The following is a 14,718-nucleotide window of genomic DNA, read 5'->3' as shown; positions in this document are numbered from 1 at the left end:
TACTTCTTGTAGGTGCAATCAATAGCTTTTTATAAAAACACAAAAAATAATATTTATGAGATTAGCTAATATTTTGGCTACCCTATTCCTGTTGACTAGTTTTGCTTTTGGGCAAACAGAGCCTTTATCAGCAGAACTAACAACCAAAGACAAATCCGATGCAATTGACAATGTTTCTGTCGAAATAGATGTAAAAGGAGGAAAGAAACCTTATAAATATGTTTGGAATAAAGAAAATATTTCAATTTACAACAAGGGATATAATGGCTGGTCCGAAGGGGATTCCATTAAAGTTGTTGTAATTGATGCTAATTTTGATTCGGTCACTGTTAAAGGTTATGTTGAACCAAATAGTTTTTCTGAAAACGTGAACAACGGAATGAAACCTGCTGTTGCCTTTTTGCAAAAAGTACTTTTCGCTAATATTTGGTCTGATACAGTTAAGGTTAAGGAGTTTAGATTAAAAGCTCCTTTTGCAATAGATGCTGAGAGAAACAACTACACCATAAAAGAGTGGTTGAAGAAAGATGGTGAGGCAGTAAAGCACCTAGAAATGATTGCTATTCTAAAGGATGGAGATCACGAGTTTCCTTTCTACGCAATGGGCGATGGTGTTTTAATTCATGGAGTGCATGATGGTGTTAAAGTGACAGCTGGCGACAATGTCTATTTTACGAATAAAAAAGGGAATAGATCAGAAAAAATATTAGGACGAATTGATTATCCTTCTCCACAGCCATTCTATTTTAAAAATCTAACCAATAAGTCACAAGGTATACCTTTAATTGTTTTGTGGCTTGTGGCTGGAGCAGTTTTCTTCACATTTAAAATGGGTTTTATACAATTCAGAGGAATTCGCCATGCTATAGATTTGGTGAGAGGAAGATTTGATGATCCAAATAAAAGTGCGGGAGAAGTTACCCATTTTCAGGCCTTAGTTACTGCACTTTCTGCCACTGTGGGACTGGGAAATATCGCTGGTGTTGCAATTGCAATTAGTATGGGGGGACCAGGTGCCACGTTTTGGATGATTCTGGCAGGTTTAATTGGAATGGCGTCTAAGTTTGTGGAGTGTACTCTGGGGGTTAAATACCGTCATCAAAAAGAGGACGGAGAAGTCTCTGGTGGACCAATGTATTATTTAAGTCGTGGATTGGAGAAAAGAGGTCCAGGATTTAAGCAACTCGGAAAAGTACTAGCAATCATTTTTGCAATTCTTTGTGTTGGTGGTTCACTTGGCGGTGGTAATATGTTTCAAGTAAACCAAGCTTTTAACCAGTTGTCAGAAATTCCTGGTTGGGAAGGTTTCTCAGCTTATGGATTATATTTTGGAATCGGAATGGCTATTTTGGTAGGTATTGTTATTGTTGGTGGAATTAAAAGTATTGCGAGCGTAACAGATAAAATTGTTCCCGCAATGGTCGGTATTTATGTAGTTTCAGCATTAGTGATTATTGGTTTTAATTATGAAAACCTAGGGCATGGATTCGGAACCATTATTAAGGGTGCTTTTAGTCCAGACGCAATGTATGGCGGCTTTATAGGAGTTCTTATTTTAGGGTTTCAGCGTGCTGCATTCTCCAACGAAGCAGGGGTGGGTTCAGCGCCTATTGCTCACGCTGCTGCTAAAACTGATGAGCCGGTTAGTGAAGGAATAGTGGCTATTTTGGAGCCTTTTATTGATACGGTTGTTGTGTGTACAATGACAGCATTAGTGATTATTTTTACAGGCTATGCTCAAGATCCGGAAGGATTGGAAGGTGCCGCATTGACCTCAGCAGCGTTTTCATCCTCACTAGGTGATTGGTCCTTGTATGTGCTGTCTTTTGCAGTTGTTTTATTTGCGTTCTCAACAATGATTTCTTGGTCTTATTATGGGCTTAAAGCATGGACTTACGTTTTTGGAGAAACTAAAATTTCTGGATTAATCTATAAATTCATCTTTTTGATTTTTGTCGTTGTTGGGGCTTCAGTGGGATTGGGAGCAGTAATTGATTTCTCAGATTTAATGATTTTAGGTATGGCTTTCCCAAATATTCTAGGGTTGCTAATTATGTCTGGAGAGGTAAAAGCAGATTTGAAAGACTACTTTGTGCGTGTAAAATCTGGAGTGATTAAAAGATTTAAATAAATAATTTGACGAAGAAAGCTTGGGATAGTGATTGGGTGCACTTTTCAAAAAGAGCCCGTAGAGGAATTGTCGTATTGCTGATTCTCTTTGTTGCCGTAGCGGTAACACCTCGAATATATTACAATTACTTTTACACACCACCTCATTACGATGTCAAAGTTCGTTCGATTGCTTTAGCGGAAAGAAGTATAGATTCGATAGATACCAAAGTGGAGATTGCGAGTAAATACACTGAGCCCTCAGAAATGTTTAACCCAAATAAGTATTCTCTCAAGCAGTGGATGGATGTAGGTTTATCCGAAAAGCAGGCAGCGTCAATATTAAAGTATTTGAATAGTGGTGCGGAACTAAAAGTAAAAGCGGATCTGAAAAGGCTGTATGTGGTGGATGATGAGCTTTATAATATTTTATTACCAAAGCTAGATTTGCCCGACTCCTTACCCACCCCTAATTATGCTGAACAACAGAAGCCTTACAAAAAATACATAGAGAAGTCAACTAGCAAAAAAGTTGAAAAGACTGAAGCTGAAGGAGAAAAGGAAGCTATAAAACCTATATCCATAAATACTGCGTCGGATTGGGATTTGAAAAAAATACCTGGTATCGGTCCTTACTTTGCCAAGGAAATAATAAAAACACGTGACAGTTATGGTGGTATTGTTTCTTATGATCAGCTTTTCGATATTTATTTAATGGATGAGGAAAAAATAGAATCTATAAAACCATATCTTATCCTTGATAAGTCAGAAGTGAGGAAGCTAAATTTAAATAGTGCGTCTGAGAAAGAATTAAGAGACCATCCATTGATTAGCTTTGACATGGCAAAGTCGATTGTGTTCTTCAGAGAAAATCACCGACCATATAAAAGAATCGATGAGATAATTTTATCTCCTTATATTGACGGAGAAAAATTTAAAGCTTTAAAGCCTTTCATAAAAGTCGAATGAACAATTATTAATCTTAGGAGTTAAAAATATACTATATTTGCAACTTACAAATTGATAACTTATTAGGAATATAAATTATAAAAAATGAACTTTGATCTAAACGAAAATCAGTTGATGATTCAACAAATGGTAAGAGATTTTGCCGAGAAAGAAATCAAACCAAATCTTTTAGAATGGGATGAAAAAGAACACTTCCCAGTTGATGTAATGAAGAAATTAGGGGACTTAGGTCTGCTAGGTATATACATTCCTGAAGAGTATGGAGGGAGCGGGTTTACTTATGATGAGTACGTTACTGCCCTAATTGAGTTAGGGAAGGTTTGCGGAGGAGTTGGTCTGTCTGTTGCTGCTCACAACTCATTGTGTACTGGTCATATTTACTATCATGGATCGGAAGAGCAAAAGAAAAAATATTTACCAAAGTTAGCATCAGGTGAATTTATAGGTGCATGGGGATTAACAGAGCCAAACACAGGGTCTGATGCCATGAGAATGAAAACTACTGCGGTAAAGGATGGTGACGAATGGATTATTAATGGTGCGAAAAATTGGATTACTCATGGTCTTTCAGGCGACATTTCTGTTGTTTTAGTTCGTACAGGTGAGCTTTTAGATAGTAAAGGTATTTCTGCTTTTATTGTAGAAAAAGGAACCCCAGGATTTTCGGCGGTTCAGATTAAAGGTAAATTAGGAGTTAGAGCAAGTGAAACGGCTGAGCTTATCTTTGATAATGTTCGTGTTCCAAATGAAAACTTAATTGGTGAAGTTGGAATGGGCTTTGTTCAAGCAATGCAAATCCTCGATGGTGGACGAATTTCTATTGCAGCCTTAAGTTGTGGAATTGCAAGAGGTGCTTACGAGGCTTCTGTAAAATATGCAAAAGAGCGTGAGCAATTCGGTAAGCCAATAGCACAGTTTCAAGGTATAAGCTTCAAATTGGCGGACATGGCAACAAATGTAAAAGCAGCTGAACTCTTGACTTTTAATGCCGCGGCACTTAAAAATAAAGGTGCAAAAATGACGGAAGAAGGAGCGTATGCAAAGTATTTCGCTAGTGAGGCTTCAGTAATGTGTGGTAACGAAGCTGTACAAATTATGGGGGGCTACGGTTATACAAAAGAATATCCAGCTGAAAAGTTTTTGCGTGATGCAAAGCTAATGACAATAGGTGAAGGAACTTCTGAAATTCAAAAAGTAGTTATTTCTAGAGAAATTTTGAAATAAGTATTGTTCATAAGATTTATCTTACTATCTTTGCAAACCTGTTTATAGAATTAGAAAACGAAATTAATAATAGAATATGTTAGTAGTACCTGTAAAAGAAGGAGAGAACATAGAAAGAGCTCTCAAGAAATATAAGAAGAAGTTTGAAAAAACTGGTCGTATGAGAGAAATCCGTAGACGTAAAGAGTTTATTAAACCATCAATCTTAGGTCGTCAAGCAAGGATTAAAGCTGCTTATAAACAACGTCTACAGTCTAAAGAAATATAAAATATTCTTGTAAAGAATACGTTAAGGAGTCTATTAAAGACTCCTTTTTTTGTTTTATGCTTAATCAGTTTATAACATATCTAAATACAGAGCGCAGAGTTTCGGATCATACCGTTGCTGCCTATAGGAAGGACGTGAGTTCTTTCTTGGAGTTTGTGCTGGTGGATAGCGCCGAGGAGTTATGTGAGATTTCCTATCAAAACGTTCGAGGCTGGGTCGTAAAGCTGATTAATGAAAAGCACTCCAACAGAACTGTAAATAGAAAGCTGTCTTCACTTAGAACTTTTTTTAAATGGGCTCAGAAAAATCAGTTTATTGGCATTGATCCAATGTTGAAGGTGAAAGGGCCTAAACAGGAAAAGAGGCTTCCGGAGTTTGTGAAACAGGAGGAGATAGAGGTGTTAGAGATGGAAAACTTATTTCCGGAGGGTTTTTCGGGTATTAGAGACCGTTTAATAATAGAAGTTTTTTATCAAACTGGAATTCGACTCTCAGAACTTATTGGTTTAAAGCAGTCAGATTTTGAAGATGGAAAAATTAAGGTGCTGGGAAAAAGGAATAAGGAAAGGATTATACCGATTACCTCAGAATTGTCCACGCAAATCGAGGCATATTTAGATAATCCAGTTTATAAAGAAGCGAAATGCGAAAGTATATTTATAACCGACAAAGGTAAAAAGCTGTATCCGAAGTTTGTTTATAGAAAGGTGAACTACTACCTTTCTATGTTAACGAAGCTCACAAAAAGAAGCCCTCATGTTTTGAGGCATACTTTTGCAACGCACATGTTGAATAATGGGGCAGGTTTAGAAACACTTAAGGAGGTATTGGGTCACGCCAATTTAAGTGCAACGCAGGTTTACACACATAATTCCTTTGATCAAATTTCGAAAATATATAAGGAATCTCATCCAAGAGGTGGGAAGGTTTAGTGATATTGTCTAAATGTAATCCGTTATTTCATTTGATCGGCCTTAGGAGGGAAGGATAAGTATGGTTTTTTGATAGCTTACAAGCGGTAAGTTCTTCAAATTTGAATTGAAGCGTTTTGATTCAGTGCAAGCTTTTATAATATGTATTGTTTAACACTGATACTAATAATCGGCTTCAGCAATTATGAACTGATTGACTTTGTTCTGAAACAGCAAAACAATTCAGCCAAATATTTACATTAAAGGTCTAGGTTTTTTAAGTGAGTTTTACCGACGAGGTAAAAAAAAGAAAAAAAATGTAATTTTTTTCTTATGGAGAAAATGTCAGTAAATCTATGTTATACAGTTTGTTATGTTTCTTTTTCAAGAGGCTTTGCCATGGGGGGTAAAAAAAAATCAAAAATAATTTAAAAAAACGCTTGTCAGAGTTTATTTATTTCATACATTTGCAACCCCGAACGAGTTGATAAAACAAGTTAGGGAGTTCTTTAAAAGATTAATATTTACCATCAAAAGTGCCGATGTAGCTCAGCTGGCTAGAGCAGCTGATTTGTAATCAGCAGGTCGGGGGTTCGAGTCCCTCCATCGGCTCATAAACTTTTCTTGGGGGGATACTCAAGCGGCCAACGAGGACAGACTGTAAATCTGTTGGTTTTTACCTTCGAAGGTTCGAATCCTTCTCCCCCCACTGATCGTTTTACTTTTATATTTTAAGCGGGAGTAGCTCAGTTGGTAGAGCGTCAGCCTTCCAAGCTGAGGGTCGCGAGTTCGAGTCTCGTCTCCCGCTCAAATTAATCTTTTATTGACTCGCTGCCGATGTAGCTCAGGGGTAGAGTGCTTCCTTGGTAAGGAAGAGGTCACGAGTTCAATTCTCGTCATTGGCTCGATTTGAAAGGGGGACTCACTCATGATTATGAGTGAATTTTCTTGTATGTACAAGAAAGTAATTAATAGTATATTAACAAGTAACAAATAAAAAATGGCTAAGGAAACATTTACACGTTCCAAACCACACTTGAACATTGGAACAATCGGTCACGTCGATCACGGGAAGACAACTTTAACTGCTGCTATCGCTGCGGTTTTATCTTCAAAAGGCTTATCTGAAGCTCGTAGTTTTGACTCAATCGATAACGCTCCTGAGGAAAAGGAACGTGGTATTACAATTAATACATCTCACATTGAGTATGAAACTGAAAATCGTCACTACGCACACGTAGATTGTCCAGGTCACGCCGACTATGTTAAGAACATGGTAACAGGTGCTGCTCAGATGGATGGTGCGATTTTAGTTGTTGCTGCAACGGATGGACCAATGCCACAAACACGTGAGCACATTCTTTTAGGACGCCAAGTTGGTATTCCAAGAATTGTTGTTTTCATGAACAAAGTGGATTTGGTTGATGATGAAGAATTATTAGAATTAGTTGAACTTGAGATTAGAGAGCTTTTGTCTTTCTATGACTATGACGGAGATAACTCTCCAGTTATCCAAGGTTCTGCATTAGGAGCTCTTAACGGAGACGAGAAGTGGAGTGATAAAGTAATGGAGCTTATGGCTGCCGTTGATTCATGGATTGAATTACCTCCTCGTGAAGTAGACAAGCCTTTCTTGATGCCTGTTGAGGATGTGTTCTCGATCACTGGTCGTGGAACTGTTGCAACTGGTCGTATCGAAACTGGTGTTATTAACTCTGGTGAAGAAGTTGATATCCTAGGAATGGGTGACGAAAAACTTAAATCTGTTGTTACTGGAGTTGAAATGTTCCGTAAGATATTAGATAGAGGTGAGGCTGGAGATAACGTTGGACTTCTTTTAAGAGGTATTGACAAAACAGTTATTCGTCGTGGTATGGTTGTTTGTAAGCCTGGCTCTACAACACCACACGCTAAATTCAAAGCTGAGATATACGTTCTTAAGAAAGATGAAGGTGGACGTCACACTCCATTCCACAACCGTTACCGTCCACAGTTCTACTTCCGTACAACGGATGTGACTGGAGAGATTCACTTAGGTGAAGATCGTGACATGGTAATGCCTGGTGATAACGTAACAATCAATGTTGAGCTTATCGTTCCTATTGCAATGAACAAAGGTCTACGTTTCGCAATCCGTGAGGGTGGTAGAACTGTAGGTGCTGGTCAGGTAACTGAGATCGAAGATTAAGCAGATAAATAAACTTGAAAAAGGGGAGTTATAAGCTCCCCTTTTTCCACTACGGGCGTAGCTCAGTTGGTAGAGTACTGGTCTCCAAAACCATTGGTCGTGGGTTCGAATCCTACCGCCCGTGCAAAATTGAAAGAAATTGGCAAATATTGTAGAATATCTTCAGGATACATACCATGAGCTGGTTCACAAGGTGAGCTGGCCTACATGGACAGAGTTGCAGAACAATACTATTATTGTAGTAATAGGTTCTGTTATATTTTCCTTACTTATATTTGTAATGGACTTTATCTTCGGAATAAATCCATCAACATATTTCTGGAAAGGAATTCTTGGATTGATTTATCCATAATTTATAATACTGATAAGCTTTAACGGAATTACTGTGGAAGAAGTTAAGAAAAGATGGTATGTTGTTCGCGCAATAAGCGGGAAAGAAAGCATGGTCAAGGAATATCTTGAAATGGAAATCAATCGACAAAAGTTGAACGATTTCTTTGGTCAAATCCTTATTCCTACGGAAAAAGTTTTTCAAATTAGGAATGGTAAAAAAATCTCTAAAGAGAAAACTTTTTTACCAGGTTACGTGCTTATCGAAGCTGCTCTTGTGGGTGAAGTACCACACGTTATTAAAGGTGTTCCCAATGTAATTGGTTTTCTTGGTGCTGAAAAGCACGGAGATCCGTTGCCTATGAGGAAAGCTGAAGTTAACCGTATTTTAGGTAAGGTTGATGAGATGTCTGAAAACGAAGAGGAAATGAAAATACCTTTCGTTATTGGAGAGTCAGTTAAGGTGGTAGATGGTCCATTTAATAATTTTAATGGTACTATTGAAGAAATTAACGAGGAGAAAAAGAAATTGAAAGTTATGGTGAAGATATTCGGTCGAAAGAATTTGGTCGAGTTGAGCTATATGCAAGTAGATAAAGAAAGTTAATAAGTTTTTTAATCAGTAGGAGTGGTGGTGATGATTAAAGCTTCCCATCTATACGACCACGTTAGACTACACAAACTATATATAAATGGCTAAAGAAGTAGCAGGTTTGATCAAATTACAGATCAAAGGTGGTGCAGCAAATCCTTCTCCGCCCGTTGGTCCCGCACTTGGTGCAAAAGGGGTTAACATCATGGAGTTCTGTAAGCAGTTTAACTCAAGAACTCAAGATAAGGCTGGAAAAGTATTACCTGTTGTAATCACTGTCTATGGTGATAAATCATTCGATTTTATCATCAAAACTCCACCAGCAGCAGTTCAATTATTGGATGCAGCAAAACTTAAGAAAGGTTCTTCAGAGCCTAACCGCGTAAAAGTGGCTAGTGTTTCTTGGGATCAAGTAAAGGCAATTGCAGAAGATAAAATGTCAGACCTTAACTGTTTTACAGTTGAATCTGGTATGAGAATGGTTGCAGGAACAGCAAGAAGTATGGGAATCACTGTAAAAGGAGATTTTCCTAAAAACTAAAAAACATTAATCATGGGACGTATTTCTAAAAAAAGAAAAGAAGCGCTTTCAAAGTATGACTTTGATAAGACGTATTCGTTGACTGAAGCATGTGATTTAGTAAAGGAAATCACCAATACTAAATTTGATGCTTCTGTTGACATCAGTGTGCGTCTAGGAGTGGATCCTAGAAAAGCAAATCAGATGGTAAGAGGAACCGTAGCTTTACCTCACGGAACTGGAAAGGATATCAAAGTACTTGTGCTTTGTACACCGGACAAAGAAGAAGAGGCGAAAGAAGCAGGGGCTGATTACGTTGGATTAGACGAGTACATAGAGAAAATTAAAGGAGGTTGGACTGATATCGATGTGATTATCACGATGCCATCTGTAATGGGTAAAGTAGGTGCTTTAGGTCGTATATTAGGGCCTAGAGGTTTAATGCCTAACCCGAAAACTGGTACTGTAACAATGGATGTAGCTAAGGCAGTTCAAGAAGTTAAGGCTGGTAAAATCGATTTCCGTGTTGACAAATTCGGTATTGTTCATTCTAATATTGCTAAGGTCTCTTTTGAGGGCGGCAAAATTAAAGACAATGCAGCTGAATTAATCAGTACGTTAATTAAGATGAAACCATCTGCAGCTAAAGGAGTGTACATTAGAAGTATATACATGAGCTCTACAATGAGCCCTAGTATTCAAATTGACGCTAAATCTGTTGTCGCTTAAAATTTTTAAATATGAATAGAGAAGAAAAAGCGCAGTACATTGACGATTTAACAGCAGAACTAAAAGAGGCAAGTATTTTTTATCTTGCCGACACATCAGAATTGCCTGTATCTAAAATCAACGACCTTCGTGGTAGATGTTTCAAAGCCGGTGTTAGTTTAAGAGTGGTGAAAAATACACTTCTTGCTAAAGCACTTGAGCGTATTGAAGACAGAGATCTAAGTGAGTTGAAGACGGTATTATCAGGTCCAACTGCAATTATGTTTGCTGAAGTAGGTAATGCGCCTGCAAAAATTATTAAAGATTTCCGCAAGAAAAGCGATAGACCTATCCTTAAAGCTGCGTATGTTGAAGAAGCGATTTACTTAGGTGATGAAAGCTTAGATGCATTAACAGCAATTAAGAGTAAGGATGAACTTATCGGTGATATTGTTACTTTACTCCAAAGCCCAGCGAAGAATGTTATTTCTGGTCTTAAAGGACAAGGTGGTAAGATTGCAGGTATCCTTAAAACGCTCTCAGAAAGAGCATAGATTAAATATTATTTATTATTAGAACCTTTTTTAAACAAAAATAAAATGGCTGAATTAAAAGACATCGCTGAAACATTAGTTAACCTTACAGTAAAAGACGTTAACGAATTAGCAACAATCCTTAAAGACGAGTATGGTATCGAACCAGCTGCTGCTGCTGTTGCAGTTGCAGGAGGAGGTGCTGCTGCAGAAGCTGCAGAAGAAAAAACTGAGTTTGACGTAATCCTTAAAGCTGCCGGAGGTAGTAAATTGGCTGTCGTAAAATTAGTTAAAGAATTAACTGGTCTTGGTTTGAAAGAAGCTAAAGCATTAGTTGATGGTGCACCATCTCCAGTTAAGGAGGGTGTTGCTAAAGACGAGGCTGAAAGCTTAAAATCTTCATTAGAAGAAGCAGGAGCTGAAGTTGAAGTTAAGTAATAACTATACTTATTTTGCAGTACAGGCATCCTCGATTTTCGGGATGCCTTGTGCTGTTTTTATGCATTTATACGCATCTGGTTCTTTTTTCTAACAAAATTTCGTAGTCTTGGCAACATCAAATAATATCGCTACAAGAATTAATTTCGCTTCTAGCAAAAGTGTTTTTGAATATCCTGACTTTTTGGATGTTCAACTAAAATCGTTCCGTCAGTTTTTTCAACTTGAAACGACTCCTGAGAACAGAGAAAAGGAGGGGCTTTTTAAAGTGTTTTCTGAAAACTTTCCTATAACTGATACAAGAAATCAATTTGTCCTTGAATTTTTGGACTACTTCATTGATCCGCCTCGCTACTCTATTGAAGAGTGTATTGAACGTGGATTAACGTATAGCGTGCCGCTTAAGGCAAAATTAAAACTGTATTGTACTGATCCAGAACATGAAGATTTTGAAACGATAGTTCAAGATGTTTATTTAGGTACTATTCCTTACATGACTCCAAAAGGTTCATTTGTTGTGAATGGTGCTGAACGTGTTATTGTTTCTCAGTTACACCGTTCACCTGGTGTATTCTTTGGACAATCTCGACACGCGAATGGTACAAAACTTTACTCTGCAAGAATTATCCCTTTTAAAGGTTCTTGGATAGAGTTCGCAACTGACATTAATAATGTTATGTATGCATATATCGATCGTAAGAAAAAATTGCCTGTTACAACTTTGTTCAGAGCAATTGGTTACGAAAGTGATAAAGATATTTTGGAGATTTTTGACCTAGCAGATGAAATCAAAGCAACGAAAACTAATCTTAAAAAAGTATTAGGTCGTAAGCTAGCTGCGAGAGTGCTAAAATCTTGGATCGAAGACTTCGTTGATGAAGATACAGGAGAAGTTGTATCTATTGAGCGTAACGAGGTGATCTTGGATCGTGATACCGTTCTTGATAAGGATAATATCGAGGAAATAATTGACGCAGGTACGAAAACTATCATCCTTCATAAAGAAGATGTGAATTCTGCTGACTTTACTATTATATATAACACATTACAAAAAGATACTGCCAATTCTGAAAAGGAAGCAGTGGAAGTAATTTATAGACAATTACGTAATGCGGAGCCGCCAGATATCGAAACAGCACGTAGTGTTTTTGATAAATTATTTTTCTCAGACACACGTTACGATTTAGGTGAAGTAGGACGTTTTAGAATTAATAAAAAGCTTAAAATTTCTGACGACGAGGAGTCAAGAGTTTTAACTAAAAGTGATATAATCAAGATCATTAAGTATCTGATTGAGTTGATTAACTCAAAAGCAGAGGTTGATGATATTGACCACCTTTCTAATCGTCGTGTTAGAACAGTGGGTGAACAATTATTCTCTCAATTCGGTGTTGGTCTTGCACGTATGGCGCGTACAATTCGTGAAAGGATGAATGTTCGTGACAATGAGGTTTTTACGCCAATTGACTTGATTAATGCGAAAACCCTTTCGTCTGTAATCAATTCATTCTTTGGAACAAATCAATTGTCTCAGTTCATGGATCAAACGAATCCACTTTCTGAGGTAACTCACAAAAGACGTTTCTCAGCACTTGGACCAGGAGGTCTTTCTAGAGAACGTGCTGGTTTTGAGGTGCGTGATGTTCACTATACTCACTACGGTCGACTTTGTACTATCGAAACACCAGAGGGACCAAATATTGGTTTGATTTCATCTCTGTGTGTATTCGCTAAAGTAAATAAATTAGGATTTATTGAAACACCTTACAGAAAGGTGGTAGATGGTAAGGTTCAATTACAAGATGAGCCTATATACTTGTCCGCAGAAGAAGAGGATTCAATGATGATCGCGCAAGCGAATGCTCCATTGAATGATAACGGTGAGTTTTTGGGGGAAATGGTAAAGGCACGTGAGGAGGGTGACTTCCCTGTGGTTGAACCAAAGGAAATTGACTTGATGGATGTAGGAGCAAATCAGATTGCTTCTATTGCGGCGTCTTCTATTCCATTCTTGGAGCATGATGATGCCAACCGTGCGTTGATGGGATCAAACATGCAGCGTCAGGCTTTACCATTATTGAAACCAGAGTCTCCGATTGTTGGAACAGGAATTGAACGCTTAGTAGCGCGTGATTCTCGTGTATTGATTAATGCGGAAGGGGATGGTGTTGTTGAGTATGTTGATGCTAACGAAATTGTAATTAAGTATGATCTTTCTGAGGAAGATCAAATAGTTTCTTTTGACGGTAAAACTAAAACATATAGTTTAACTAAGTTCAAGAAAACTAACCAAGGGTCTACGATGAACTTGAAGCCTATCGTGAAGAAAGGTGATGTTGTAGAGGAGGGGCAAGTTCTTTGTGAAGGTTATGCAACTCAACAAGGAGAATTGGCACTTGGTCAGAATATGAAGGTAGCCTTCATGCCTTGGAAAGGATATAACTTTGAGGATGCGATAGTAATTTCTGAACGTGTTGTACGTGAGGATGTCTTTACTTCAATTCACATTGATGAATATTCATTGGAAGTGCGTGACACAAAACGAGGAATGGAAGAGCTCACAGCAGATATCCCAAATGTTAGTGAGGAAGCTACTAAAGACCTTGATGAGAACGGATTGATCCGTATTGGAGCAGAAGTATCAGAAGGAGATATCTTAATAGGAAAAATTACACCAAAAGGTGAAACTGATCCTTCTCCTGAAGAGAAACTATTGCGAGCTATTTTCGGTGATAAAGCTGGAGACGTTAAAGATGCTTCGTTGAAAGCTGGACCTTCTTTAAGAGGTGTAGTTGTGAATAAGAAACTTTTCTCTCGTGCAGTGAAGGACAGAAAAACTAAAGCTCAGGATAAACCAATTCTAGAGAATTTAGATACGGAGTACGAAAAAGATTTGGGTGATTTGAAAGGTATTCTTGTTCAAAAGCTATTAGTTATACTTGAAGGCAAGAAGTCTGCAGGTGTAACAAATAACTTTAGAGAAGAAATAATCAAGAAAGGATCTAAATTCTCCGAAAAAGCACTTAGTATAGTAGACTATTCTATTGTAAATCCAAGTAAATGGACGGATGAAGATGAAACAAACTCTATGATCCAGAGAGTTATTCATAACTTCACTATTAAAGCCAACGACTTACTAGGAAATTACAAACGTAAGAAATTCCATATCTCTGTAGGAGATGAATTACCTGCAGGAATCGTTAAATTGGCTAAAGTTTATTTGGCGAAGAAGCGTAAGCTGAAAGTGGGTGATAAAATGGCGGGTCGTCACGGAAATAAAGGTATTGTTGCGAACATCGTTCGTCAGGAAGATATGCCTTTCCTTGATGATGGAACACCAGTAGACATCGTGTTGAACCCACTTGGGGTACCTTCACGAATGAACTTAGGTCAGATTTATGAAACTGTTCTTGGATGGGCAGGTCAAAAATTAAACGTGAAGTTCGCAACGCCAATTTTTGATGGAGCAGAACCATCAGAGGTTGCAGAATACTGTGATAAAGCTGGAATTCCGCGTGCAGGTAAAACGTACTTGTATGATGGAGGAACAGGTGAGCGTTTCCACCAACCTGCAACAGTAGGAGTTATTTACATGCTGAAATTATCTCACATGGTAGATGACAAAATGCACTCTCGTTCAATCGGACCATACTCGTTAATTACGCAACAACCACTTGGTGGTAAGGCACTCTTTGGAGGTCAGCGTTTTGGTGAGATGGAGGTTTGGGCACTTGAGGCATTTGGTGCAGCGAATATCCTACAAGAAATCTTGACTGTTAAATCTGATGATGTGAACGGAAGAGCTAAGGCTTACGAGGCAATCGTAAAAGGAGATAACCTTCCTACGCCAGGTATTCCAGAATCATTTAATGTTCTTCTTCATGAATTGAGAGGACTTGGATTGAATATCAAGATGGATTAATAGTCA

Annotated in this window: 13 protein-coding genes and 5 tRNA genes; all 18 read left to right on the top strand. The window is 37.9% G+C overall.

The genetic code is table 11. The annotated features are described in order from the left end of the window. Window positions 1–55: 55 nt before the first annotated feature. The 18 genes from DIT68_RS07360 (at window position 56) to rpoB (ending at window position 14,712) form a co-directional block, all read left to right on the top strand. The gene (locus DIT68_RS07360) at window positions 56–2,131 is read left to right on the top strand and encodes an alanine/glycine:cation symporter family protein (protein WP_109359177.1); all 2,076 of its coding nucleotides are present in this window, start codon (window positions 56–58) and stop codon (window positions 2,129–2,131) included. A 5-nt stretch (window positions 2,132–2,136) separates the two neighbouring features. Further along, window positions 2,137–3,078 carry a ComEA family DNA-binding protein gene (locus DIT68_RS07355; protein WP_109359176.1) on the top strand — a complete coding sequence of 314 codons (942 nt, stop codon included), beginning with the start codon at window positions 2,137–2,139 and terminating at the stop codon, window positions 3,076–3,078. Window positions 3,079–3,162: 84 nt separating this feature from the next. Continuing rightward, window positions 3,163–4,302, top strand: coding sequence for an acyl-CoA dehydrogenase family protein (locus DIT68_RS07350; protein WP_109359175.1), 1,140 nt, complete (start codon window positions 3,163–3,165; stop codon window positions 4,300–4,302). 76 nt (window positions 4,303–4,378) lie between these two features. Next, on the top strand, window positions 4,379–4,570 hold the full coding sequence (rpsU, locus tag DIT68_RS07345; RefSeq protein WP_109359174.1) for a 30S ribosomal protein S21: 192 nt from the start codon (window positions 4,379–4,381) through the stop codon (window positions 4,568–4,570). 56 nt (window positions 4,571–4,626) lie between these two features. Further along, window positions 4,627–5,502, top strand: coding sequence for a tyrosine-type recombinase/integrase (locus tag DIT68_RS07340; protein WP_109359173.1), 876 nt, complete (start codon window positions 4,627–4,629; stop codon window positions 5,500–5,502). A 517-nt stretch (window positions 5,503–6,019) separates the two neighbouring features. Continuing rightward, window positions 6,020–6,093 (top strand) — tRNA-Thr (locus DIT68_RS07335). Window positions 6,094–6,107: 14 nt separating this feature from the next. Further along, a tRNA-Tyr gene (locus DIT68_RS07330) sits at window positions 6,108–6,190 on the top strand. Window positions 6,191–6,216: 26 nt separating this feature from the next. Beyond that, a tRNA-Gly gene (locus DIT68_RS07325) sits at window positions 6,217–6,289 on the top strand. Between the two features lie 25 nt (window positions 6,290–6,314). After that, window positions 6,315–6,386: transfer RNA gene (locus tag DIT68_RS07320), tRNA-Thr, on the top strand. A 95-nt stretch (window positions 6,387–6,481) separates the two neighbouring features. Then, entirely contained in the window at window positions 6,482–7,669 is a 1,188-nt protein-coding gene (gene tuf, locus DIT68_RS07315) for an elongation factor Tu (protein WP_109359172.1), read from the top strand. 51 nt (window positions 7,670–7,720) lie between these two features. Next, window positions 7,721–7,793, top strand: a tRNA-Trp gene (locus tag DIT68_RS07310). Between the two features lie 15 nt (window positions 7,794–7,808). After that, window positions 7,809–8,021: a preprotein translocase subunit SecE gene (gene secE / locus DIT68_RS07305; RefSeq protein WP_109359171.1), complete on the top strand. Its 213-nt coding sequence runs from the start codon at window positions 7,809–7,811 to the stop codon at window positions 8,019–8,021. A gap of 33 nt (window positions 8,022–8,054) precedes the next feature. Then, complete coding sequence (nusG, locus tag DIT68_RS07300; protein WP_109359170.1) at window positions 8,055–8,606, top strand: transcription termination/antitermination protein NusG; 552 nt, start codon at window positions 8,055–8,057, stop codon at window positions 8,604–8,606. Window positions 8,607–8,691: 85 nt separating this feature from the next. Beyond that, entirely contained in the window at window positions 8,692–9,132 is a 441-nt protein-coding gene (gene rplK / locus DIT68_RS07295) for a 50S ribosomal protein L11 (protein WP_109359169.1), read from the top strand. 12 nt (window positions 9,133–9,144) lie between these two features. Further along, complete coding sequence (gene rplA / locus DIT68_RS07290) at window positions 9,145–9,840, top strand: 50S ribosomal protein L1 (protein WP_109359168.1); 696 nt, start codon at window positions 9,145–9,147, stop codon at window positions 9,838–9,840. An 11-nt stretch (window positions 9,841–9,851) separates the two neighbouring features. Beyond that, a complete protein-coding gene (gene rplJ / locus DIT68_RS07285; protein ID WP_109359167.1) occupies window positions 9,852–10,373 on the top strand; it encodes a 50S ribosomal protein L10 in 522 nt (173 codons plus the stop codon). Window positions 10,374–10,418: 45 nt separating this feature from the next. Then, on the top strand, window positions 10,419–10,790 hold the full coding sequence (gene rplL, locus DIT68_RS07280) for a 50S ribosomal protein L7/L12 (RefSeq protein ID WP_109359166.1): 372 nt from the start codon (window positions 10,419–10,421) through the stop codon (window positions 10,788–10,790). Window positions 10,791–10,899: 109 nt separating this feature from the next. After that, entirely contained in the window at window positions 10,900–14,712 is a 3,813-nt protein-coding gene (rpoB, locus tag DIT68_RS07275; RefSeq protein WP_109359165.1) for a DNA-directed RNA polymerase subunit beta, read from the top strand. Window positions 14,713–14,718 lie beyond the last annotated feature (6 nt).

The sequence above is a fragment of the Brumimicrobium oceani genome, assembly GCF_003143775.1.
Lineage (GTDB): Bacteria > Bacteroidota > Bacteroidia > Flavobacteriales_D > Crocinitomicaceae > Brumimicrobium > Brumimicrobium oceani.
This window is presented reverse-complemented; position numbering and strand designations above follow the sequence as displayed.

Bases quoted from the DNA above. Each gene is read 5' to 3' on its own strand.
- DIT68_RS07360 (WP_109359177.1), top strand. From the start codon at position 56: ATGAGATTAGCTAATATTTTGGCTACCCTATTCCTGTTGACTAGTTTT.
- DIT68_RS07350 (WP_109359175.1), top strand. From the start codon at position 3,163: ATGAACTTTGATCTAAACGAAAATCAGTTGATGATTCAACAAATGGTA.
- rpsU (WP_109359174.1), top strand. From the start codon at position 4,379: ATGTTAGTAGTACCTGTAAAAGAAGGAGAGAACATAGAAAGAGCTCTC.
- DIT68_RS07340 (WP_109359173.1), top strand. From the start codon at position 4,627: ATGCTTAATCAGTTTATAACATATCTAAATACAGAGCGCAGAGTTTCG.
- tuf (WP_109359172.1), top strand. From the start codon at position 6,482: ATGGCTAAGGAAACATTTACACGTTCCAAACCACACTTGAACATTGGA.
- rplK (WP_109359169.1), top strand. From the start codon at position 8,692: ATGGCTAAAGAAGTAGCAGGTTTGATCAAATTACAGATCAAAGGTGGT.
- rplA (WP_109359168.1), top strand. From the start codon at position 9,145: ATGGGACGTATTTCTAAAAAAAGAAAAGAAGCGCTTTCAAAGTATGAC.
- rplJ (WP_109359167.1), top strand. From the start codon at position 9,852: ATGAATAGAGAAGAAAAAGCGCAGTACATTGACGATTTAACAGCAGAA.
- rplL (WP_109359166.1), top strand. From the start codon at position 10,419: ATGGCTGAATTAAAAGACATCGCTGAAACATTAGTTAACCTTACAGTA.